Annotated in this window: 19 protein-coding genes; 12 read left to right on the forward strand and 7 right to left on the reverse strand. The window is 28.4% G+C overall.

Annotated elements, in window-relative coordinates:
* The first annotated feature begins 100 nt into the window (after positions 1-100).
* Positions 101-349, forward strand: coding sequence for a hypothetical protein (locus tag LACAL_RS08945; protein ID WP_013870406.1), 249 nt, complete (start codon positions 101-103; stop codon positions 347-349).
* A 3-nt stretch (positions 350-352) separates the two neighbouring features.
* Here the strand turns inward: LACAL_RS08945 and LACAL_RS08950 are convergent, their stop codons facing one another.
* The 4 genes from LACAL_RS08950 to LACAL_RS08965 form a co-directional block, all read right to left on the reverse strand.
* A complete protein-coding gene (locus LACAL_RS08950; RefSeq protein WP_013870407.1) occupies positions 353-1,651 on the reverse strand; it encodes a hypothetical protein in 1,299 nt (432 codons plus the stop codon).
* A gap of 3 nt (positions 1,652-1,654) precedes the next feature.
* The gene (locus tag LACAL_RS08955) at positions 1,655-1,846 is read right to left on the reverse strand and encodes a hypothetical protein (protein WP_049791489.1); all 192 of its coding nucleotides are present in this window, start codon (positions 1,844-1,846) and stop codon (positions 1,655-1,657) included.
* A 590-nt stretch (positions 1,847-2,436) separates the two neighbouring features.
* Positions 2,437-3,186, reverse strand: coding sequence for a bifunctional 2-polyprenyl-6-hydroxyphenol methylase/3-demethylubiquinol 3-O-methyltransferase UbiG (locus LACAL_RS08960; RefSeq protein ID WP_013870409.1), 750 nt, complete (start codon positions 3,184-3,186; stop codon positions 2,437-2,439).
* 11 nt (positions 3,187-3,197) lie between these two features.
* Positions 3,198-3,809, reverse strand: coding sequence for a trans-aconitate 2-methyltransferase (locus LACAL_RS08965; protein ID WP_013870410.1), 612 nt, complete (start codon positions 3,807-3,809; stop codon positions 3,198-3,200).
* A gap of 101 nt (positions 3,810-3,910) precedes the next feature.
* On the opposite strand from LACAL_RS08965, the gene LACAL_RS08970 reads away from it, so the two are divergent.
* The 5 genes from LACAL_RS08970 to LACAL_RS08990 all read left to right on the forward strand — a co-directional run bounded on the left by LACAL_RS08970 (position 3,911) and on the right by LACAL_RS08990 (position 10,092).
* Positions 3,911-5,680, forward strand: a complete 1,770-nt coding sequence (locus LACAL_RS08970) for a hypothetical protein (protein ID WP_013870411.1) — start codon at positions 3,911-3,913, stop codon at positions 5,678-5,680.
* A gap of 31 nt (positions 5,681-5,711) precedes the next feature.
* Positions 5,712-6,671 (forward strand): glycosyltransferase family 2 protein, encoded by a 960-nt coding sequence (locus LACAL_RS08975; protein WP_013870412.1) that lies wholly within the window; start codon positions 5,712-5,714, stop codon positions 6,669-6,671.
* A gap of 111 nt (positions 6,672-6,782) precedes the next feature.
* A complete protein-coding gene (locus LACAL_RS08980) occupies positions 6,783-7,658 on the forward strand; it encodes a GNAT family N-acetyltransferase (protein ID WP_237700983.1) in 876 nt (291 codons plus the stop codon).
* Positions 7,655-8,758, forward strand: coding sequence for a DegT/DnrJ/EryC1/StrS aminotransferase family protein (locus LACAL_RS08985; protein WP_013870414.1), 1,104 nt, complete (start codon positions 7,655-7,657; stop codon positions 8,756-8,758). The genes LACAL_RS08980 and LACAL_RS08985 overlap by 4 nt, the downstream gene beginning before the upstream one ends.
* Positions 8,755-10,092 (forward strand): O-antigen translocase, encoded by a 1,338-nt coding sequence (locus LACAL_RS08990; RefSeq protein WP_013870415.1) that lies wholly within the window; start codon positions 8,755-8,757, stop codon positions 10,090-10,092. Before LACAL_RS08985 ends, LACAL_RS08990 begins: the two co-directional genes overlap by 4 nt.
* Here the strand turns inward: LACAL_RS08990 and LACAL_RS08995 are convergent.
* Positions 10,068-11,204 (reverse strand): glycosyltransferase, encoded by a 1,137-nt coding sequence (locus LACAL_RS08995; RefSeq protein ID WP_013870416.1) that lies wholly within the window; start codon positions 11,202-11,204, stop codon positions 10,068-10,070. The genes LACAL_RS08990 and LACAL_RS08995 overlap by 25 nt on opposite strands.
* 35 nt (positions 11,205-11,239) lie before the next feature.
* Between LACAL_RS08995 and LACAL_RS09000 the strand changes: the two genes are divergently transcribed.
* Positions 11,240-12,331: a glycosyltransferase gene (locus tag LACAL_RS09000; RefSeq protein WP_013870417.1), complete on the forward strand. Its 1,092-nt coding sequence runs from the start codon at positions 11,240-11,242 to the stop codon at positions 12,329-12,331.
* 1 nt (position 12,332) lies between these two features.
* Complete coding sequence (locus LACAL_RS09005; RefSeq protein ID WP_013870418.1) at positions 12,333-12,749, forward strand: FdtA/QdtA family cupin domain-containing protein; 417 nt, start codon at positions 12,333-12,335, stop codon at positions 12,747-12,749.
* On the opposite strand, the gene LACAL_RS09010 is transcribed toward LACAL_RS09005, so the two are convergent.
* A complete protein-coding gene (locus LACAL_RS09010; RefSeq protein WP_013870419.1) occupies positions 12,746-13,630 on the reverse strand; it encodes a glycosyltransferase family 2 protein in 885 nt (294 codons plus the stop codon). The two genes, LACAL_RS09005 and LACAL_RS09010, sit on opposite strands and share 4 nt — an antisense overlap.
* Positions 13,631-13,740: 110 nt before the next feature.
* Here LACAL_RS09010 and LACAL_RS09015 point away from each other — a divergent pair, with 110 nt between their 5' ends.
* Positions 13,741-15,156 carry a hypothetical protein gene (locus LACAL_RS09015; RefSeq protein WP_013870420.1) on the forward strand — a complete coding sequence of 472 codons (1,416 nt, stop codon included), beginning with the start codon at positions 13,741-13,743 and terminating at the stop codon, positions 15,154-15,156.
* A 4-nt stretch (positions 15,157-15,160) separates the two neighbouring features.
* On the forward strand, positions 15,161-16,621 hold the full coding sequence (locus tag LACAL_RS09020; RefSeq protein WP_013870421.1) for a glycosyltransferase family 39 protein: 1,461 nt from the start codon (positions 15,161-15,163) through the stop codon (positions 16,619-16,621).
* A 1-nt stretch (position 16,622) separates the two neighbouring features.
* Here the strand turns inward: LACAL_RS09020 and LACAL_RS09025 are convergent, their stop codons facing one another.
* Positions 16,623-17,306, reverse strand: coding sequence for a cell division ATP-binding protein FtsE (locus LACAL_RS09025; protein ID WP_013870422.1), 684 nt, complete (start codon positions 17,304-17,306; stop codon positions 16,623-16,625).
* A gap of 245 nt (positions 17,307-17,551) precedes the next feature.
* Here LACAL_RS09025 and LACAL_RS09030 point away from each other — a divergent pair, with 245 nt between their 5' ends.
* On the forward strand, positions 17,552-20,569 hold the full coding sequence (locus LACAL_RS09030) for a tetratricopeptide repeat protein (protein ID WP_013870423.1): 3,018 nt from the start codon (positions 17,552-17,554) through the stop codon (positions 20,567-20,569).
* 93 nt (positions 20,570-20,662) lie between these two features.
* Positions 20,663-22,429 (forward strand): TonB-dependent receptor, encoded by a 1,767-nt coding sequence (locus LACAL_RS09035; RefSeq protein WP_013870424.1) that lies wholly within the window; start codon positions 20,663-20,665, stop codon positions 22,427-22,429.
* The last annotated feature ends 3 nt before the right edge of the window (positions 22,430-22,432 follow it).

A 22,432-nucleotide genomic window follows, 5' to 3' on the forward strand; every position in this document is an offset into this window, starting at 1 on the left:
AATTGTGATTTTTGCTATTGTAAAAAGTCACTAATTATAATTTAACTAAAAAAATACCGCTTGAGTTTGTTACTATGCGGAAAAGAAATACAAAAATATTATGGAATTATTTGGAATTACTGGTACAGAATATATAGGCTACTTAGCCTCATTTATGGTATTGTTATCATTTACTATGAAGGACGTAAAAAAACTTCGCTTAGTTAATATGACTGGTTGTATTTTATTTATAATCTATGGTTTTTTAATGCCTACTTTACGTATTGGTTTGCCTATTATAATTGCTAATGCAGCTATACTTATGGTGAATTTTTATTACTTGTTTTTTTCTAGACCAGTTAAAGAGTAAGTATTAACTAGTTTTATATTTTGTAAATACCATTCTTGAAACATAGAATAGTAATAATAAAATAAGTGCATAATGGTAGAACAAAAGTCTAACTATAGAGTAGCTACCAAACGATACTATTAATGCATTAGAGAGTATTAAACTTGATAATAGAAAAACTATAGCATAGTCTTTTGTAAATGCTTTAAATAGTTGCACAATACTAATAAATAAAAGTACTATTATGAATAATAATAGCAGCTGAGATTTAATACCATGTATTAAGTTTCCGTAGTATAGTTTAAAATAGTTTTTGTAGTTATTAAATACTAAAACAGGCATCATGTTTTTTGCTGCTTTTTCAACCTGAACTCTGGCTTTATTTAAAGTATAATTTTTGTTTTCTTTTAAATAAGCAGAGCCTTTGTAGTGGTATGCATAACTACATATTTTTGTAAGGTTACTATGAAAATCATTATAAAGTTCAGAAGCAGATTTTGTTTCATTATGGTCCATAAGCCAACCTTTTTCTTCACTGTAAGTTCTACTTAAATTAAATACTGCTTTGGTTTCTTCAGTTTTTAAATCCTTTATATCCTCTGCTTTACTAACATAAATTGCAGCTGTATTTGCTATAAAAAATGAAGAGGTAGAAGCGAATTGGTCTTTAGTTATTTTATGGTATACTTTGTCTACTAATACATTAAATACTAGTGAGAAAATGAGAAGAAAAAGAAGGGTGTTTTGTTTTGTTTTTTTGAAAGTTTTTCTAAATTTTAAAATATAAACAAAGGAAAAAATAATAGGAAGCAATAAAAATTGAGCACGTGTTAAACTCAATATAATTGAAGTGATTAGTAAATACCAAAAATTTTTATTTTCAATTATAAATGAAAAACCAAAACATAGCGTTAGTAAATATAATGGATAGCTAAAACCTTCAGAACAAATATTGTTACCAACCATTAACGGATTAAAATATGGAACAATTAAAACAATTAAAAAAAGAGCCTTAGCAATTTTTGGTAGTTGTAATAAATCACTTATTTTTTTATAAAAAACATGAACTGCGCTAAAGCCTAAAATTAACTGAAAAGCTACAGTTACCATGTTAAAATTAGCTTTAAAAATAAAATTAAAAATATATACAAACAATGAGTAAACTGGAGAACGCCAAATCTCTAACCTAAAATGGCTTGCAGTATCTGGAGAATATATAGCATCTTGAAATATTAAGTACAAAAAACAAATACAGTAAATAGAAATAAGTACTCTATTGCTTAAAATGAATTTTTTAATATTTAAAAATGTATTGTTTAGCATGTATTAAAAGCACTCCAAAATTATAGAAGTATAAGGTATATTAAAATATGAGTTGTCAACTTTTGAGTTAACAGTATTAAAATGTTTAGAGGCTAAAGCAATATATTTTTCTTCAGTTCTTACAAACTTTCCACGATCCATATCTAATAATTTTTTGGCAATTGGATTTTGTTTTTCAATATAGCAGCCATCCAAAGTTATTAATCTTCCGTTAGGTTTTAATGCTTTTTTAGCGAGCTCAAAATTAACAGATTTAATTGGAGATAATAAGAGTTCGTCTAATTTTTATTTTATTGAACAAATTCCTCCTGCTCATATAGCATCATTAAAATCATATTCTTAAGAAAAAGAAAATTATTTAATTAGGTTGAAAAAAAACTTATGTTTGGTTAAAAGAAATGACGAACTTAATAATAAGTGAAGATCCCGAAGCTTTAATCGTTCTTCTTACTGACCATGGTGGATTTGTTGGATTTGATACCACTGAGGAAAGTAGAACTAAACAAAAAGATTCTGCTTTAGTGAATTCTATATTTTCTTCATTATTAGTTATAAAGTGACCTGAAAATAATGTTCCTAGTTATGATGATAAACTAAAAACAAATGAGAATTTATTTAGAGTCATTAGCACATATTTATCAAATAAAATAGCTGTTTTAAATCATCTTGAAAAAGATAGTAGTTATAATATTATAGATAGTGAATCAGATTATGGTGTTTATGAGCTAATTGAAGAAGAAGGAAATTCAGCTTTTAATAAAGAGGAAAAATAATTTATTACCAAACTAGTTGTGATTTCCCTTTTTAACAATACAATAGGTGCTCACACCAAATGGAAATGTAATATACTTTAAAAGTTTGTTTTCTGTTTTAAGAATATTAAAAAGCAACCCATTAAAAAAAGTAATTTTATTAATATCACTTTGTTTTTCCTTTTTGTTAAAAACAATATTTAGAAGATTACTAATCAGTCTGTAGATTAAAACAGGAATAAAAAGCAAAATATTCCAATAACCAGATGTTTTAATTTGGAAGCCATTATTCTTTACTTTTAATATTAATTGTTTTCTGGTATATCTTCTATAATGCATATTAACATCGTCATGATTACTCCACAAAAAGTTAAAAGCCGGTACAAAAATTAATAGTTCACCATCATCTTTTAATAATCCTAACCAATTTTTTAATGCTTGTTCATCGTTTTTTAGATGTTCAAGTGAATCTGATGCTATAATAATGTCGAATTTTTTATCTAAAGAAATCTTTTCGGCATCCATAATAAAAGCGTTTTTCAAGCCATTGGTTTTACAATTTTTAATGGCTTCTGCGCTTATGTCAACACCATATAAGTTATTTTTTTTAAAGCCTTTTCTGTATAAATTTTCAAGTAAAATGCCTGATGAACAACCAATATCTAATATGTGTAAATCTTTCGATTTATTTTTTAAATACGAAGCGATATAATGGCGTCTAGCCTTAAACCAAAAATGATTGGTTTCATACTTATGGTATTTTTTTTCGAAGTCTTTTTCCAATCTATTTTATATTAGTTTTTGCATTCCATAATCATTAACGTATAAGGAATATGAAAATAATTGTTGGCTATTTTTGAATTTACATTAGAGAAAAAAGTACTAGTCAAATTAATATAAGCGTCTTCAGTTCTAACAAACTGTCCACGATCTATATCTAATAATTTTTTAGCAATTGGATTTTGTTTTTCAATATAGCAGCCATCCAAAGTTATTAATCTTCCGTTAGGTTTTAATGCTTTTTTAGCGAGCTCAAATAATCTTGAAGTTTGAGAATCTGTCAAATGGTGTATAACGCCAGCAGCTATAACCACATCAAAAGTATTGGGAGCTTCTAAATTAAAATCTTCAACTGCAGTACAGTAAAAAGTATCATTTGGGTAGCGTGTTTTAGCAGTTTTAATATAATTAGCGTCAATGTCAATACCAGTATAGTCTGTATTTGGTAAAAAATCTATTAAATAACCAGGACCACAACCAATATCTAAAATCTTTTGGTTGACTTGTAATCTTACATCATTTTCAACAAACAATCTTCTCGCTCTTACGCCACCAACAATATACTGGAAGGTATTGTAAATTATAGAATTTTCAAGAATACGTCTTGGGTCAAAAGATTTTGCCATTTTATAATAATCTGTAGATTTTTAAAAAACAAAATTACACTATTTTAAAACATTATGAATGTTATAAAGTTTTATATCTTTATCGCGAACTAACAGTAAAAATGATTAATCTTAAACAAACCAATAAATACGATTTAGTTGTTGTATTATTCGCTATAGTTGCGCTTCAAATAATTTTAGGATTTCAAGGTTTTGATATTTGCGACGATGGTTTTGCTCTTACATTTTACCAACAAATTTATAACAATCCTTCTAGCATAGAATTTAACTTTGTTTATTGGCTGTCTGGAGTAGTTGGTGGTTTATGGTATACTATTTTTCCTAATGGTGGTATTTTATGGTTTAAGTTTTTTACCGTAATAATTAATACACTTACTTTTTTAATAGGGTATAAAATATTTAAACCCTTTATGCCTAAACGTATTGTGTTGTTAGGTATGCTTATTATTTTATTTGTAAACGATTTTGGTTTTTTAATATTCTACCATAACCACTTAACAGCGCTATTAGCACTAATTAGTGTTTATTATCTTTTAAACGGATTAATTAAAAAAAAGCCTTTATTCATAATACTTTCTGGACTTATTATAGGCGCAAATGTGTTTACTAGAATACCAAACTTAACGTTATTTGTATTCATATTAGCAATTCCTTTTTACTACATTCTTAATAAAGAGCATTTAAAATACGCTTTAAAACCAATGTTGCATTACATTTTGGGTATTATATTGGGCTTTGGTGTTATTGCTTTGTTACTTGTTTCATTAGGCCAATTTAAAATTATGCAAAATGCAATTTTAGGTTTGTTTGATTTGGGCGTAACTAAAGACAGTACACATAATTTTGGAGGTTTATTAAAAACATATTACTACAATTACCGTGTGCTATTTAGTGTAATAGGAGAGTTGTTACTTATTATTTGTTCTTTTTTATTTATTCAAAATGGTTTAAAAAAGTACAATTGGCTTAAATATACATTACTTCTAATATGGTTAAGTTTTGTGTTTATATGGTTTAAAAACGGAAATTTATATACTACTTACGCTATTGCATATACAGGAAGCATTATTGCCATATTTTCAAAACAAAAGCCAGCTTTTAAAACATTAGCATTATTAGGTATTTTAATGCTAACGTTTTTACCAATGGGAAGCGGTGGCGCAATTGTAAGTAGCGGTTATATGTGTATTTGGCTTTCTGTACCTTTCTTTTTTAATTATTTTTATGACTTAGAGCATACCTCAATTACTTTTAAAAACACTCAGGTAAGTACTATTAAGTTAAATAAAAAAGGATTTACAACACTTGTTATTTTTATAGCAGTTGCTTTCTTTTTGGCTAAAGCATTAAATGTTTCTAGAGAAGCTTACTTTGACAAAGGCAGCCGATTAAAAAAAACGCACACCATAAACAGTGATTTGGCAAAAGGAATCTATACAACCAAACGCAGAGCAGAAATTACCAATGCTTTATTAGTTAATCTTGAAAAATATGTAAAGCCAAACGATTATTTATTGACGTACGATAAAATACCTATGATTCATTTCTTAACCGAAACAAAACCATACATGTACAATTCGTGGGTTTGGGTTTACGATAGCTATTCATTTGAAAAAAAAATAAGCAAAGCAGAAAATGAAATAAAAACCTATCCTATTGTAGTAACACAAAAGTTTGAAACAACACGTCGCTTTTCGCAACCTATACCTAATTATTTAGCCGAAGACTTAACCAATACAAAAGGTATTATAAATGCTTACGATGCTAAAAAAAATATAACCATGAATAGGTTTTTAGAGCAAAACGAATATGAAATTGTTTGGAGTAATGCTTATTTTAATATTCTTAAAACTAAAAAAACGCACAAATAATTAGATTTACTTTTTATATTGTGATTTAAATATGAAAACACCCGAAAAACTTTCTGTAATAATTCCCATATTTAATGAGTCTGGTATAATAGATACATTATATACTAGATTAGTAGCAGCAGTAACTAAAATAACAGATAATTACGAATTTGTATTTGTAAACGATGGTAGTAAAGATAATTCTATAAACGAAATTAAAGCAATTGCTTCACAAGACGAACAGGTTTTTTTTATAGATTTTAGTAGAAATTTTGGTCATCAAATAGCTGTGTCTGCAGGTTTAAAAAACGTTACAGGTGATAGTATTGTTATAATAGATGGCGATTTACAAGATCCTCCAGAATTAATACCAGAACTTTATAAAGCCTATAAATCTGGTTTTGATGTAGTGTATGCTAAACGAAAAAAACGTGATGGAGAAACTTGGTTAAAAAAAACAACTTCAAAATGGTTTTATAGAACACTTTCTAACATTACAAATTTTGATATCCCATTAGATACAGGAGACTTTAGATTAATATCTAAAAAAGTTGTAGATGCTTTAAATACAATGCCCGAGCAAAATAAATTTATAAGAGCTCAAATTGCCTGGTTAGGTTTTAAAGACACATCTGTAGAATTCGATAGAGATAGTAGAAAAATAGGTGTAACAGGATACTCATATAGCCGTTCAATTAAAATGGCTTTAGATGGTATTACAGGCTTTTCAGATAAACCTTTGCTTTTTGTAAGCCGTTTAGGGTTAATTATATCTCTATTATCTTTTGCAATAATTTTATACGCACTAATAGCTTACTTTTTCTTTAATCAACAAGTTGCAGGATGGACATCTTTAATAGTAAGTACAATGTTTATTGGAGGTATTCAACTCATTTCGGTAGGTGTTATAGGTGAATATATTGCACGTATAAATACAGATGTTAAAAAAAGACCGTTATACATTGTAAATGAAACAAATATCGCTTCCGCAGAAGTGTTAGACGCTAACTAAAAATTATTTTTTATTTTTACTGTTAAAACATATCAATCTAGTGATTACAAGCTTTGGAATAGCTTTGTAGCCGAAGCAAAAAACGCTACGTTTTTATTTCAACGTGATTTTATGGAATACCATAAAGATAGATTTACAGATGGTTCTTTATTAATTTTTAAAGCCGATAAACTAATAGGTATATTACCCGGAAACACCTTAGATTCAGTATTACATTCGCATCAAGGTTTAACTTATGGTGGTTTGGTTTTAAATAAAACATTAAAGCTAAACGATACTATTGAAGCTTTTAAAGCGCTTTTAAAGTTTTTAGAAACAAACAATATTAAAACTCTTCATATAAAAAATATCCCAAGTATTTATAATTTAGTTCCAAGTGAAGAGTTAGACTATATTTTGTTTTTGTTAAATGCAAGTATCACTAGAACCGATGTGCTTTCTGTAATCGAAAATAATACCGTTTCACAACCTGTGTCTAAAGTAAGAACAAGAGGTGTAAAACGTGCAGAGGCTTTAGATTTAGAAATAAAAGAAGACGAAAATTTTAAGGCTTTTTGGGAAGACGTTTTAAAACCAAACTTACAAGAAAAGTACAATAAAAAGCCAGTACATAGTTTAGAAGAAATAATACAATTACAGCATAAATTTCCTAAAAATATTAGACAATTTAATGTGTATTATAAAAATGAAATTGTAGCAGGAACAACAATTTTTGAAACAAAAAATGTAGCACATGCGCAATACATTTCGGCAAAAGAAAATAAACAAGAATTGGGTAGTTTAGACTTTTTATTTAACCACTTAATAAATACTACTTTTAAAAATAAAAAGTATTTCGATTTTGGTATTTCTAACGAAAACAACGGCAAAAAATTAAATCAAGGTTTGTTGTACTGGAAAGAAAGTTTTGGCGCAAGAACAATAACACAACAATTTTATAGTATTTCAACGAAAAATCATAAACTTTTAAATAACGTTATGCTATGATTAAGTTTTTAGATTTACAAGCCATAAACGCTAGGTTTGACACAGCGTTTAAAAATCAGTTTCAACAGTTTTTAAATTCTGGCCAATACATTTTAGGTAACGGTGTAAAACAGTTTGAAACAGCATTTGCAAACTATTGCGGTACAAAATATTGTATAGGTGTAAGTAATGGTTTAGATGCTTTAATTATTACGTTTAAAGCTTATATGCAATTAGGAAAATTGCAAAAAGGAGACGAAGTTATTGTGCCAGCAAATACATTTATAGCAACACTATTAGCTATAACAGAAGTAGGTTTAAAACCTGTTTTAGTAGAGCCAGATATAAACACTTTTAATATTGATGCTCAAGAAATAGAAAAGCATATAAATGCAAAAACTAAAGCCATAGTAATTGTGCATTTATATGGGCAATTGGCTAATATGGAAAGTATTAATTTATTAGCTAAAAAAAATAATTTATTAGTAATAGAAGATGCTGCACAGGCGCATGGAGCAATAAATAACAGCAAAAAGCGAGCAGGAAATTTAGGCGATTGCGCAACGTTTAGTTTTTATCCAGCTAAAAATTTAGGTGCTTTAGGAGATGCAGGAGCAATAACGACCAATAATAAAGATTTTGCAAATATTTGCAATGCTATTAGAAACTACGGTAGCAGTGAAAAATACATTCATAATTATCTAGGAAGTAACAAACGTTTAGACGAATTACAAGCGCTGTTTTTAAACGAAAAGCTTAAGGTGTTAGATGCAGATAATGAAGCCAGAAGAGACGTCGCTAATAGGTATTTAAACGAAATTAAAAATAAAAAAATAACGTTACCATACTATAATGGTTCTAAAAACCACGTATTTCATTTGTTTGTAATTTTAGTTAAAAACCGAAATAAGTTTATAAATTATATGGAAACAAATGGTATAGAAACGGCCATTCATTATCCTGTGGCACCACATAAACAAGAAGCTTTTAATACGTTCACACCGAAACATTTACCTGTTACCGAAAATATACACAACAATTGTGTTAGTTTGCCTATTAGTCCTATATTGTCTTCCAAAGCTATTACAACCATTATCGCCACAATTAATACCTATAATTGAAAAAACTTCTTAATTACATAAACAATAATGTTTTAGTTAAAGTTGCTTCCCTTAATTCGGTTTCCGTAATTATTAAGATTATAGCAGGTTTTTTAACCTCTAAATTTATAGCCATTTTTGTTGGAGCCGAAGGTTTAGCTTTAGTGGGTAATCTTAGAAACTTTGTAAGTTCGGCACAATCATTTTCTATTTTAGGTTTATACAATGGTGTAGTAAAATATATTGCACAAAATAAAAGCAATAGAGTAGAGCTCTCTAAAACATTATCTACAGCATTTTATCTAGGTTTTATAGCAACTGCTATAATTTGCTCGTTTATATATTATAATGCAGATTATATAAACGATTCTATTTTTCATGAGTATAATGACTATGCATACGTAATTAAAATATTTGCCATTGTACTGCCATTTTATGCGTTAAACATGCTTTGTTTTTCGATAATGAATGGTTTTTCAAAATTTAAGTTTCTAATTGTTTTTAACATATTTGGGCAGATTTTAGGAGCAGTTATTACCATTTTTTTAATCTGGCAAAACCAAATAGATGGTGCATTAATATCTGTAGTAATAGCAGAGTCACTATTGTTTTTAATAACCTTGGTAGGTATTTTAAACAGGAAAAATTTCACCAAACTAGTTAGAGTCACGCAATTTAGTTTAGCATATGTAAAAAAATTAAGCTCGTATTCTATAATGGCTTTATTTTCTGCAATTGTAATGCCTTTGGTAGCTATTGCAATAAGGTCGTACATAATAGATGAGGTAGGTTTAAAGGAAGCAGGAATGTGGGAAGCAATGAATCGTATTTCTAAATACTATTTAATGTTTGTGTATTCTCTTTTAACACTTTATATATTGCCTCGTTTTTCTGAAATTAATTCTACTAAAGGTTTTAGAAAAGAAGTTTTTGGGTTTTACAAAACTATAATACCAATTTTTGCAGGAGGACTTTTAATTATTTATTTGCTTAGAGAATACATAGTTCAAATTCTTTTTACATTCGAGTTTGATCCAGTAAGTGATTTGTTTTTATGGCAGCTATTAGGTGATTTTGTTAAAGTGTTATCTATTATTATAGCGTATCAATTTTTAGCCAAAAGAATGTTTTGGCATTATATAATTACCGAAGCTTTTTCTGTAATCATTCTGTATTTAACAAGTATGTTTTTTATAGATAATTTTGGTGTAAAAGGAGCGAATATTGCACACTTTGTTACTTACGTCATGTATTATGGAGTAATATTATTAATTTTTAGTTCGTCGTTATTTGGAGTCTTGCCAGATGCAGAAATTGAAAAAGAAGATTCTCAAGATTCCCAAAACTCTAAATAGCGTTTTGCGCTATTAATATAATTATGTTCTTTATTTACAAAGCGCTGCGCTGCATGTCCTATTTTGGTAATGTTATCTGGGTTTTCTATAAGGGCATTTAAATGTTTAATTATCGCATTAACATTTGGTGTAGCATTTATGGCAATGCTATTTTTTTCTAAATTATAGTGCAGTAAACATTCATTTTCTAAACCTGTAAAAACAACCTTGCCCTTAGCCATAGACTCTAAAGCATTATAACCTTGATCGTAACTATAAACCTGGTCTAGTATAATGTGTGCATCATTATAAGCTTTAATATACTCATTGTAAGGTAAATTATGAGTTGTAATTACCTTAACCTTATCGCCATGAGATTTTTGTATTTCCTTCAAAGCAATTTCAAATAAATCGTTACCTTTTTTGTAATAATTATTTTTGTTAATACCATGAAATATTACAATGGGATTTAAGTTTGTTAATGCTTTAAATTCTAAAACATCAACATTAATTGGGTTAGCAATCATACCTAAATATTTAGGATGGTTTTGTAATGGTAAATGGTAATCAAAATCTGAAGCAATAACACCTTCAATACCTTTAAAAACGGTATCGTGCAATTTTTTATATTCTGGTTTTAAGTATTTTAAAACAGATTGGTAGTTGCTTTTTTTTCCTTTTTCATTAAAAAACGGTGTAAGTATAGAGTATTTTAAGTTTTTATTATAGGCGTAGTTAACACTTGTATAGTCTGTACCACAAGAGAGCAAATAAATTTTACTATTGTTTTTTTGTATTGAATTAAAAATATACGCTTCAATATTAGGCGTGCACATAAAAGCACTTTCGTTAATAAATTGCACAACATCAAAACCACTAAGTTGTGGTAAAGCATTTTTAATTTGCCTTTTAATATCTAAAGAATATAAATCGATTTTACTAAGCTTATAAATAAGCACTTTTAGTTTTTTAAAAAATCCTTTTTGGTAGCGTTTTTTTAAAAGAATATCTACGGGAAAATTTTTAAAACCATCATTTAATCCAGCAATAACAACAGTGTGTCCTAACTTTTCAAGGCCAGCCTTTAAAGAATTGTGTAAATTGCTATATTCTCCTATTAATAAAATCTTCATTCACTATATTTGATGCATCCAATAAACTAAAACGCTTGCAAAGTAACAATAAAAAAAAAATATGCCTAGTCGTATCGTCTTTAGGTCAAGGTGGCGCGCAAAAAGTAGGTGCTTTATTATCTAAAATGCTTCATGATTTAGGTCATGAAGTGCACATTGTTAGTGTTTTAAATATTGTAGATTATAGTTACAAAGGCACATTATTTAATTTAGGAAAAATAAATGCGAGCAGATTTAAAAAATTACTAATTTTTAAAAACTATTTAAAAGCTCATAATTTTGACTGTATTATAGATAATAGATCGCGTGTTCAAGCTTTAAGAGATTTTATAATTAATAAGTTCATTTATAAAATTCCTACAATTTACATTGTACATAACTATAAAACATCACATGCTTTTTCAAAATACAACTGGCTTAATAAATATTTGTATAAAAATGAAATGCTAATTACAGTATCTCAAGCTGCAGAACATAAATTTAAAAGCTTATATAATTTAAAAAATTGCCGCACAATTTATAATCCTATAGATTTTATAGCGTTAAATAAACAAGCTGAAAAAACGCAACATTTAAATTCTAGTTTAACTAATTATATTTTGTTTTATGGAAGGCTTAATGAGCACCACAAAAACTTAAAATTTTTACTACGTACTTATAAAGCATCAATTTTAATAGAGAAAGGTTATAAACTGGTATTATTGGGTAATGGTAACGATACTGATACTTTAAAGGAATATACTCAAAATCTAGATTTACAAAAGCATGTAGTTTTTATACCATATGTAGAAAATCCTTTACCATACGTTAAACAAGCAAAGTTTACAGTGTTAACTAGTAATTTTGAAGGGTTTCCTATGGTGTTGTTAGAATCATTAGCATTAAAAACACCAGTTATTGCTGTAGATTGTAATTCTGGACCAAGAGAAATTATAGAACATAAATTTAACGGACTGTTAATTGAAACTAATAACGAAACAGCTTTTGAAAATGCTATGAATAGCTTTATATTAGACGACACTTTATATCAAAACTGTAAACAAAACAGTGTAAATAGCGTTAAGCAGTTTAGTATTAGTGAAATAGCAAAACAATGGGATAAAGCAATTACAGACCTTTTAAATTAAAATGAAAGACACCACAATAGAATCAGCCAGAATAATAGAAATTCCTAAAATTGAAGATCCTCAAGGTCGTGGCAATTTATCGGTAATTGAAAAAGATTGTGTGCCATTTAGTATAGAGCGTGTTTATTATTTGTACGATGTGCCAAGTTCTGCTTATCGTGGTGGTCATGCTCATAAAGAATTGCAGCAATTATTACTACCATTAAGCGGAAGTTTTGATGTGATTTTAAAAGATGGTAAAAACACAAAAACAGTAACATTAAATAAGCCAAACAAAGGCTTGTTAATTGTACCTGGAATCTGGAGAGAATTAGAAAATTTTTCGTCTGGAGCTGTATGTTTGGTTTTAGCTTCTGCTGTTTATAATGAAAACGATTATATTTCTAATTTCGATACTTTTAAGCGTATAAAAAGTTAAGTTTTTTCATTTACATATTGGTAACACATATAACTAATTCGATAAAACTGTAATAGTTTTATACTGGGTTTATTACTAAGTAAATTAGCTTTCATTTCTTCTTTAAATACAGCATGAATTTTACTAAAAATTCTTACTAATTTATATTTATTAAGCGTTACAAATAATTTTAAAAGGTCATTATCTGTATCAAGCGCCTTATTCTTTTTATAAAACCTTAATAAAGTATTAACTGCTTGTTCAACTTTATTTAAGTAAACCTCATTTTCATCAAGACCTAAGTGGTAAACCTCATTATCAATGTGTAAAACATTAATGTTATTAGTTTTTAAAAACGCGCCAAAATAATAATCAAAACCATAACCTTTGGCTTCATTAATTTTGGAGTTTATTAATTTAAAAGTCTCTTTTTTAATTAAATAGTTGGCAGATATTATAATTTTATAGGCTTTTTGGTTACGTAGTTTTGCAGGCTTTTCTTCTTTAGTTTTTCCATATGTCCAGCGTAAAGTTTTATTGTGATTTGGTACTTGTTTTTTGTAAGCAAAGCCGCCATAAATAGCTTTGTAATTAGTGCTCGTGGTTTTTAAATAATTTGTAATAAAACTTTTGTTTTTAGGCATAACATCTGCATCTAAAAAAAGTAACCAACTGTATTTAGCTTTGTTAGCTAATTCATTTCTAGCTCTTACACGACCAATATTTGTTGGGTTTGTAATAACAAAAGTATTACTCAAATCTATAGTGTTTAAATGATGAGTACTACCGTCTTCAAAAATTAAAATTTCAAAAGGTGTAGTTTGTAAACTAAGTTGTTTATGTAAAACACCAACTAAAGTAGAAACGTTATAATTATATGTAGGAATTAAAACTGAAAGCATATTATTTATAAGGCTAAAAATACACTAATTTCTGTATGAAAAAATATAAATTCAGGTTTTTAACTTACTTATTATAATTACTAATAAAATGCTAACTTGCAATTGTAATTATGTTTAAAAAGCAATTTTTATTAACCAGAAAAAACTATCCGCTAATTCATGGTTTTATTGAAAAACCTATTGGTGGATTTTATTTGCAATTTCACAAAAATTGTGTATTTACTACTGCACGAAACTCATTTTGTGAAGTTATAATTCTTGGAGAATTATTTAGTTATACAACTCCGGAATTAACAAATCAAAATATTTTAAATCAATTAATCGAGCAAGAAAATTTAGAAAGATTCCAAGCTGAAATTTCAAATTATTACGGACAGTACGTTGTTATTTATAAATCTAATACGCAATTTTCTGTTTTTAATGATGCTTGTGGTCAAGCAGAAATTTATTACACCAATAATTTTGAAAATTGTGCATCTCAAGTAAAATTGCTTCAGTATATATTACCATTACAACAAACAGATGAAACGTATTACACTTCAAAAGAGTTTAATAAATTAAAGCTGTTTATAAATAATTCAACACCATTTAAACAAGTAAAAAAGTTGTTGCCAAATCATGCTATTGATGTTGTAGCTAAAAGGTGTAGCAGGTTTTTTCCTATTAAAAAATTAGAACAAAGAGATTATAAAGCGGTTGCTGTAGAGGTTGCTAATATGCTTAAAGGGTATTTAAAAGCCATTTCATTAAGGCATAAAATATGTTTGCCTATTACGGCAGGTTACGATAGTCGTGTTTTATTTTTAGCAAGCCTGGATTTAGACTGCGAATACTTTGTAACTCAATTTAAAAACATGCCAGATACACATAACGATTTGGTGATTTCTAAACAATTGGCAGCAATTTATAATAAGCCGTTTAAGGTTATTAAAGATGTGGAAATGCAACCTAAGGATTTTGATTTAAATTACTCGGCGAGTTTAGATTTTCCGTTGTATTTGAGTCCAGATTTGGTTGGTGACAAGGTTATTATAAATGGTAATATTAGTGAAATTGGTCGCAACGGATTTTATTATTGTACTAAGCCAAACGCTAAAAATTTAAACATTATTAATTTTTTTAAACCTCATACCTTTATTCAAAATGAATATAAAAAATGGTTAGATAACAATAAGGCCGTTTTAAAAAAATATAAATACCATATTTTAGATATTTTTCTTTGGGAACAATTTATGGGTATTGTTCATGCAAAAGCAAAATCTCAAAATAAGCAATTAGGTGTTAATGTAATGACACCTTATAATTCTAGGGTTTTATTAAATACATTGTTGAGTGTAGATAGAGATAAAAGAGATAGAATGGATAATGTTTTATACAACGAAATAATTGCATATTTATCTAAAAATAATACAAAGGTTTTAAATTTACCTATAAACCCAAGTAAAGAAAAATCTAAATATTTAAAACTGAAAAAACTTGGATTGCATAAAGTATATAGTACAATTAAAGTGAAGCTAAAATCTTAATAATTTGAAATTTAAAACAAAAATTTATAGTATTTCTGCACTTGGTTTTTGCTTACTAATCTTACAATTCGCTGTAAATAGAAGCTTATGGCTTGACGAAGCAAAATTGGCTTATAGTATTGTAGATCGTAATTTTTTAGAATTATTGAAACCTTTAGATAGCGGGCAAATGGCACCAATTTTATATTTATGGTGTACTAAATTATTTGTTTTAATATTTGGTAGTAACGATTTGGCTCTTCGGGTTTTTCCGTTTTTAATGTCTTTATTATCAATTGTTTTACTTACTAAACTTAGTGTACTGTTAATTAAAGATAAAACGATAACATTAGTTGTTTTATTGCTGTTTTGTTTGTGTCCTTCTGTAATTTATTATAGTTCTGAAATTAAACAATACAGCACAGATATAATGGTGTTTTTATTGCTACTATATGCTTATTTTAAAACTTATAAAAGTGTAAAAAATCAATTGATAATTTTAAGTTTAGTTGGTATTTTAGCAGTAGCATTATCTAATGTATCTATAATAGCTTTTTTTATTTTAGGCTTATATACTTTAATTTTTAAGCTCGAAAAACTTAAACTATTAGTCTTTCCTTTTACAGTTTGGTTAATAGCTTTTGCGTTGTATTATTTTACGTTTTTATATAATCACCCATCTAAAGATTTAATGCAAAATTATTGGGAGTTTGCATTTATGCCATTAAATCCTTTATCTATAGATTTTTGGCTTTGGCACAAAACCAATACCACTTTGGTATTTACACAATTATTAAAATTTCCTCCACAATTGTATGTGTACTGTATTATAATTGCGGTGTATGGTTTTGGTGTTTTTAATTTAATTAAAAGTAAAAATTACAAGTTACTATACCTTGTTTTAGTTCCTGTATTGGTTCATTTAATCTTATCGGCATTTGGTTTGTACCCTTTTTATGTTAGAATCATTTTGTACCAAATACCATTGTACTTAATTACTATAGCATTTGGTTTAAGCTTTTTAGTAAAGCAGTTAAATAGAATAGTGGCAAAAAAAATAGCTGTATTATGCTTTTTGTTTCCTGTAGCTATATATACGTTTATAAATGTTGTAAAAATGCCTTATTTAAAAGAACATATAAAGCCTGTTTATAGTTTTGTAAACGCTAATATTAAACCCGAACATCAAGTATATGTATTTAGCGGTAATGTAGATGTGTTTGATTATTATAAAAAAATAGAGTACATAAATTTTAATAATCCAATTGTTTTAGGTGAAGCGCACCATTACGATTATACAGGTCACCATTCCCAATTAAACACATTAAAAGGTAAAGTATGGTTTGTGTTTTCGCATGTGTTTAGTCCTGGAAAAAGTGGCGAATTAGAGTCTAATTATATTATAGATTACTACAAAAATAAAGCGACCATTATAAAACAAGTACATCATGGTAGATGTGTAGCTTATTTATTAGATATTAAATAAATTAGGCTTTACGTTGTACAACTTCAAAAACTTGATTTTCATCACACTTTAAAGTTTTACTTGGGTACTTTAAAAGCAAAGCATAATCATGAGTTGCCATTAAAATAGTATTACCGTTTTTATTAATTTCTTGTAATACTTCCATAATTTCAACACTAGTTTGTGGGTCTAGATTTCCAGTAGGCTCATCGGCTAAAATTAATTCAGGATTATTTAAAAGGGCACGAGCAATTGCAACACGTTGTTGCTCTCCACCAGACAATTCATGTGGGAATTTAAAACCAGTGGTTTTCATGCCAACTTTATTTAACACTTCTTCCATACGCGCAGCCATAGCAGCTTTGTCTTTCCAACCAGTTGCTTTTAAAACAAACTCTAAATTTGCATTTACAGTACGGTCTGTTAACAGTTTAAAATCTTGAAATACAACACCAAGTTTGCGTCTTAAAAACGGGATGTCTTTTTCCTTTAAGGTTTTTAAATTAAAATCTACAATGCTTCCAGTGCCAGTTTTTAAAGGTAAATCGGCATAAAGTGTTTTCATAAAACTACTTTTTCCAGAGCCCGTTTTTCCTATTAAATAAACAAAATCTCCTTTATTAATTTGAACGTTAACGTCTTTTAAAACGAGACTTTCACCTTGAAAAATAGAAGCATCTTTAAACTCTAAAACAGTATTTGGCATAAATATATTGTTAGTATTTTTTAAACGTGATTTTTTTAAGAATAGTATAAAAAATGCACTGTGGTAAATGTATCATTTTTAGTTGAAACAATAAAAATAGAGATTAATTTTTTAAGAATATAATTAAGAATATACTTAGCTTTAAATTAACATTTAATAACTCGGTTTATAATTATAACAAAATTCTAACGTTAACATATTAACATTAATTTATCTTTGATTTTAAATAAAAAAACCTTCAGTCTATGACTAAAAATCACATAGCAATATTTCTTTTTTCAATTGTGTTAAGTATCAACGCTTTTGCTCAAAAATCTGAAACATATACCAATCCTATAACAGATTTTCAAAAAGCATTGTCTTTATATAATAACCAGCAATATTTAGCAGCACAAACTGTTTTTAGCAAAATAAAAAAGAATACTCAAGAAGATAATATAAAAAGTGATTGCGCATACTACATTGCTAATTGTGCGGTTAGGCTAAACCAGCAAAATGCCGATGAACTTATAGAAAGCTTTGTAGAAGATTACCCAACAAGCACAAAAAAAAATACCGCTTTTGTAGATGTAGCCGATTACTATTTTGAAAACGGAAAATATGCTTACGCACAAAAATGGTATGATAAAGTAGACGAGAGTGCATTAGCTAGAAAAGAACGTGAGAAGTTTTATTTCAATAATGGTTATACAGCATTTACAACTAAAAATTACGACGATGCTAAGACCTATTTAAATAAAGTAGAAAGCTCTCAAGAATATGGATCGCAAGCCAAATATTACATTGGTTTTATGGCTTATCAAGGTGATGATTATGATAAAGCAAATACCTATTTCGACCAAGTTAAAGATCAAGAAAAATATCAAGAGAAATTATCATATTATCAAGCCGATTTAAATTTTAAACTAGGTAAATTTAAAGAAGCAATCGCGCTTGCTAGTGCAAGATTAGATGATAGTAGTCCAGAAGAAGTTTCAGAATTATCAAAAATTATTGGAGAAAGCTATTTTAACTTAGAGCAATACGAAGAAGCAATACCATTTTTACAAGCCTATAAAGGCAAACGTGGAAAATGGAACAATACAGATTATTACCAATTAGGTTACGCTTATTATAAGCAAAAAGATTACAAAAAAGCCATTTCAGAATTTAATAAAATTATTGGCGGCGATAACAGTGTAGCGCAAAACGCTTATTATCATTTAGGTGAAAGTTATATTAACTTAAACAAAAAACAAGAAGCTTTAAATGCTTTTAGAAATGCATCTCAAATGGATTACGATCTTAAAATTCAAGAAGATGCTTGGCTAAATTATGCTAAAATTAGTTATGATATTGGTAATCCTTACCAATCTGTACCACAAGTTTTATCGGGTTATTTAGAGCAATACCCAGAAACAACTTACAAAGAAGAAGTTGAAAATTTATTAATAGACTCTTACATAACTTCAAAAAACTATAAAGAAGCTTTAACGCTATTAAAAGGAAAAAATAGCCAAAAAAATAAAGCAGCATACCAAAAAGTAGCATTTTATCGTGGCGTAGAATTGTATAACGAAAGTAATTATAATGAAGCCGAAAAATTATTTGATAATTCTTTAAAAGAACCTCAAGATCCCAATTATGTCGCAAAAGCAGCGTTTTGGAAAGCAGAGACAGATTATAACCTTACTAATTATAACGATGCTTTAAACGGGTTTAATACATATAAACAAACAGCTACTTCAAGCTTAAAAGAAACACAAAATTTAGATTACAATTTAGCATACACTTATTTTAAGCTTAAAGATTATGCTAATGCAACACAATACTTTAATAAGTTTATTTCTAAAAAGCCACAAGACCAAATAAGATTAAATGATGCTTATTTAAGATTGGCAGATGCACATTTTGTATCAAGTAGATATAATGATGCAATTATTGCCTACAATCAAGCAATAGAAATAGGAAAAATTGAAGCCGATTATGCTTACTTTCAAAAAGCAATTAGCTATGGTTATTTAGGTCAAGCTAATAAAAAAATAACAGAGTTAGAAACGTTTATTGATACATATAAAGCATCTAAATTAAGAGATGATGCCATGTATGCTTTAGGTAATGCTTATGTAAAAGCAGGAAGTAAAGAAAAAGCAATGGCTACTTATAATAACTTAACAGCCACTTATAGTACAAGTCCATTTGTATCAAACACACTATTGCGTCAAGGATTAGTGTATTATAATAATAATCAAAATCAAGAGGCTTTAACCAAATTTAAAACTGTAGCTAAAGATTTTCCGGCATCAGCAGAAGCAAACCAGGCAGTAGCAACAGCGCGATTAATTTATATAGATTTAGGAGAGGTAGAAAACTATGCTGCATGGGTTCAAACTCTAGATTATGTAGAAGTAACAAATGCAGATTTAGATCATGCATCATATCAAGCAGCAGAAAAACAATATTTAGACGATAATACTAACAATGCAATAAAGCAATTTGAAAAATATAATAGGGAATTTAAAAACGGATTGCATGCTACTCAAGCTCACTTTTATTTAGCTCAACTATATTTTAAAGAAAACGAAAACCAAAAAGCAGCACCAAATTACCGCTATGTTGTAGATGCGTCACAAAGTGAATTTACAGAAGAAGCTTTATTAAGGTTATCGCAAATAACTTTAGAAAAAAAAGATTGGGAAAACGCTTTGCCAATTTTAAAACGATTAGAAACCGAAGCAAACTTTCCTCAAAACAGTTTGTTCGCACAATCTAATTTAATGCAAGCCAACTATCAATTAAAAAAATATAATGATGCTGTGGCTTACGCCGAAAAAGTCCTGAGCCATTCAACTTTAGATAATAAAGTAAAAAGCGATGCTCAAGTCATTATAGCACGTTCTGCAATAAAAACAGGAAACGAAGCCAAAGCAAAATTAGCTTATGAGCAAGTAGAATTAACAGCAACAGGAGTAACTGCTGCCGAAGCCTTATACTATAATGCATACTTTAAAAATAAAGCCGGAGCATACCAAAACTCTTTAAAAGCAACGCAACGTTTAGTTAAAGATTTTTCCAGTTATAGATATTATGGAGCAAAAGGATTAATTGTTATGGCAAAAAATCAATATGCGCTTAACGATGCTTTTCAGGCTACATATATTTTAGAAAGCATTCCTAAAAACTTTGGCGAATTTGAAGATGTTGTTGCAGAAGCAGCAGAAGAGTTATCTAAAATTAAAGCAGAAGAAGCTAAAACAAATGCTTCAGTAGATACTCAAGATTAATTAGTTATAAAATAAAGCAGTTAAAACTGAATAAAAAAAATTAAATTTTTTCAACTTTAGAAATTTAAAAGCTATAAAAACAAACACTTTTTTATGTTTAATAGAAAAAAACAAATCATCTTATTAATTGCATCAATAGTTACAACTATTATGGTTGCTCAAGAGCGTGAGCAAGACACATTAAACCCAGATGTTATAAATGTAATTAAACCTTACACACCATCAATAAGTGATGCCTTTAAAGTAAAAGAGTCGCCAACTATAGATGACGACCAAACACAAACTAAAAAAGAAATAGAATACAATATATTTTCTTTTCCGGTAGCATCTACATTTACACCTGCAAAAGGTAAAGCAGCCGTTGTAGATAAAACGAAAAAAGTAAAGTTGTACGATAACTATGCGTCTTTAGGTTTTGGGTCTTATACAACTATTTTAGGCGAAGTATATTTAAATCACGAGTTAGGTCGTGGCGAAAATATTACAGCTTATGTTGGTCATCACTCATCAAGCGGTAATATAGATGGAAATTTTGTAGATGATAATTTTTTAGACTCTAAAATAGATTTATCCTACACTAAACGAGAAAGAGATCTCACCTGGATGCTAAATGGAGGTTTTCAATTACAAAAATATAATTGGTATGGTTTGCCAACTTTTTTAGTAGGTACAGAAATTCCTTTAGAAACGGTAAACGGTTTGGATGTTGGACATAATTTTACCAACGCATACATTGGTGGAGATATAGAGTTTAACGATGGTATTTTTAAAGGAGCAAATGTGCTTTTTAGACGTTTTGGAGACAATCAAGGTTCTGGAGAAAATAGATTTAAAATAAAAGGCTTTGTAGATGTTCCTGTTAATAACGAAACATTAAATACCGAAATTAAACTAGATTACTTAAGCGGTAGTTTTGAAAGAAATTATTTTAACACTAATGAGCTAAATTACAGCAATTTTCAAGTAGCAATTTCTCCAACGTATCAATTAAAGCAAGACGATTTAACGGTAGATTTAGGCGCTACAGTAACCTTTTTAAATGATGGAGAAGCTGGTGAAAATAAATTTTATATATATCCAAATGTAAGTGCGACATATAGAGTTTTAGACGAAACAGTTATTGCTTTTGGTAGTATAAAAGGAGAATTGCTTCAAAATTCTTATTACGACTATGCTACACTAAACCCATTTGTCTCTCCAACATTATTTATTGTACCAACAGACCAGCAATACAATGCCACAGTAGGAATAAAAGGAAAACTATCTAACGCTTTAAATTATGCAGTAAGCGCAAGTTATAAGTCGGAAAAAGACAAAGCTTTATTTCAAAATAATTTAATGCCTTATGGTTTTGCAAGTGAAGAAGCTTATCAATACGGTAACTCTTTTGGAGTTGTTTACGACGATGTTTCAACCTTTGGTTTTTCAGGAGAATTAAATGTAGATATTAATAGAAACTTTACTTTAGGAGTTAAAGGTGAATATTTTTCGTACAACACAAAAGCACAAGAAGAAGCTTGGAATTTACCAGAACTAAAAGCATCAATATTTATGGATTACCAAATTACAAACCAATGGTTTGCTGGAGCAAATGTATTCTATACAGGAGAACGTAAAGCATTAATTGGTTTTAACGATGTTATGAATCCAGATTTCCCAACATTTATTAACGCTACACAAACAGTTGTTTTAGGAGATTATTTAGATTTAAACGCACATGTAGGCTACCATTTAAACGACCGTTGGTCTGTATTTTTAAAAGGTAATAACCTTGTAGAAGGCACATATAACAAATGGCTAAATACAAGAGTGCAAAGTTTTCAGGCATTAGCTGGAGCAACATATAAATTCGATTTTTAAAAA

It is taken from the genome of Lacinutrix sp. 5H-3-7-4 (assembly GCF_000211855.2).
In the GTDB taxonomy this organism is placed as follows: domain Bacteria; phylum Bacteroidota; class Bacteroidia; order Flavobacteriales; family Flavobacteriaceae; genus Lacinutrix.

Excerpts from the sequence above, each read along its gene's own strand:
- LACAL_RS08965 (WP_013870410.1), bottom strand. The coding sequence starts at position 3,809 with ATGGCAAAATCTTTTGACCCAAGACGTATTCTTGAAAATTCTATAATT.
- LACAL_RS09015 (WP_013870420.1), top strand. The coding sequence starts at position 13,741 with ATGTTTAAAAAGCAATTTTTATTAACCAGAAAAAACTATCCGCTAATT.
- LACAL_RS09035 (WP_013870424.1), top strand. The coding sequence starts at position 20,663 with ATGTTTAATAGAAAAAAACAAATCATCTTATTAATTGCATCAATAGTT.
- LACAL_RS09030 (WP_013870423.1), top strand. The coding sequence starts at position 17,552 with ATGACTAAAAATCACATAGCAATATTTCTTTTTTCAATTGTGTTAAGT.
- LACAL_RS08970 (WP_013870411.1), top strand. The coding sequence starts at position 3,911 with ATGATTAATCTTAAACAAACCAATAAATACGATTTAGTTGTTGTATTA.
- LACAL_RS09010 (WP_013870419.1), bottom strand. The coding sequence starts at position 13,630 with ATGCTTTCAGTTTTAATTCCTACATATAATTATAACGTTTCTACTTTA.
- LACAL_RS09005 (WP_013870418.1), top strand. The coding sequence starts at position 12,333 with ATGAAAGACACCACAATAGAATCAGCCAGAATAATAGAAATTCCTAAA.
- LACAL_RS09025 (WP_013870422.1), bottom strand. The coding sequence starts at position 17,306 with ATGCCAAATACTGTTTTAGAGTTTAAAGATGCTTCTATTTTTCAAGGT.
- LACAL_RS08945 (WP_013870406.1), top strand. The coding sequence starts at position 101 with ATGGAATTATTTGGAATTACTGGTACAGAATATATAGGCTACTTAGCC.
- LACAL_RS08950 (WP_013870407.1), bottom strand. The coding sequence starts at position 1,651 with ATGCTAAACAATACATTTTTAAATATTAAAAAATTCATTTTAAGCAAT.
- LACAL_RS08975 (WP_013870412.1), top strand. The coding sequence starts at position 5,712 with ATGAAAACACCCGAAAAACTTTCTGTAATAATTCCCATATTTAATGAG.
- LACAL_RS08980 (WP_237700983.1), top strand. The coding sequence starts at position 6,783 with ATGGAATACCATAAAGATAGATTTACAGATGGTTCTTTATTAATTTTT.
- LACAL_RS08995 (WP_013870416.1), bottom strand. The coding sequence starts at position 11,204 with ATGAAGATTTTATTAATAGGAGAATATAGCAATTTACACAATTCTTTA.
- LACAL_RS08985 (WP_013870414.1), top strand. The coding sequence starts at position 7,655 with ATGATTAAGTTTTTAGATTTACAAGCCATAAACGCTAGGTTTGACACA.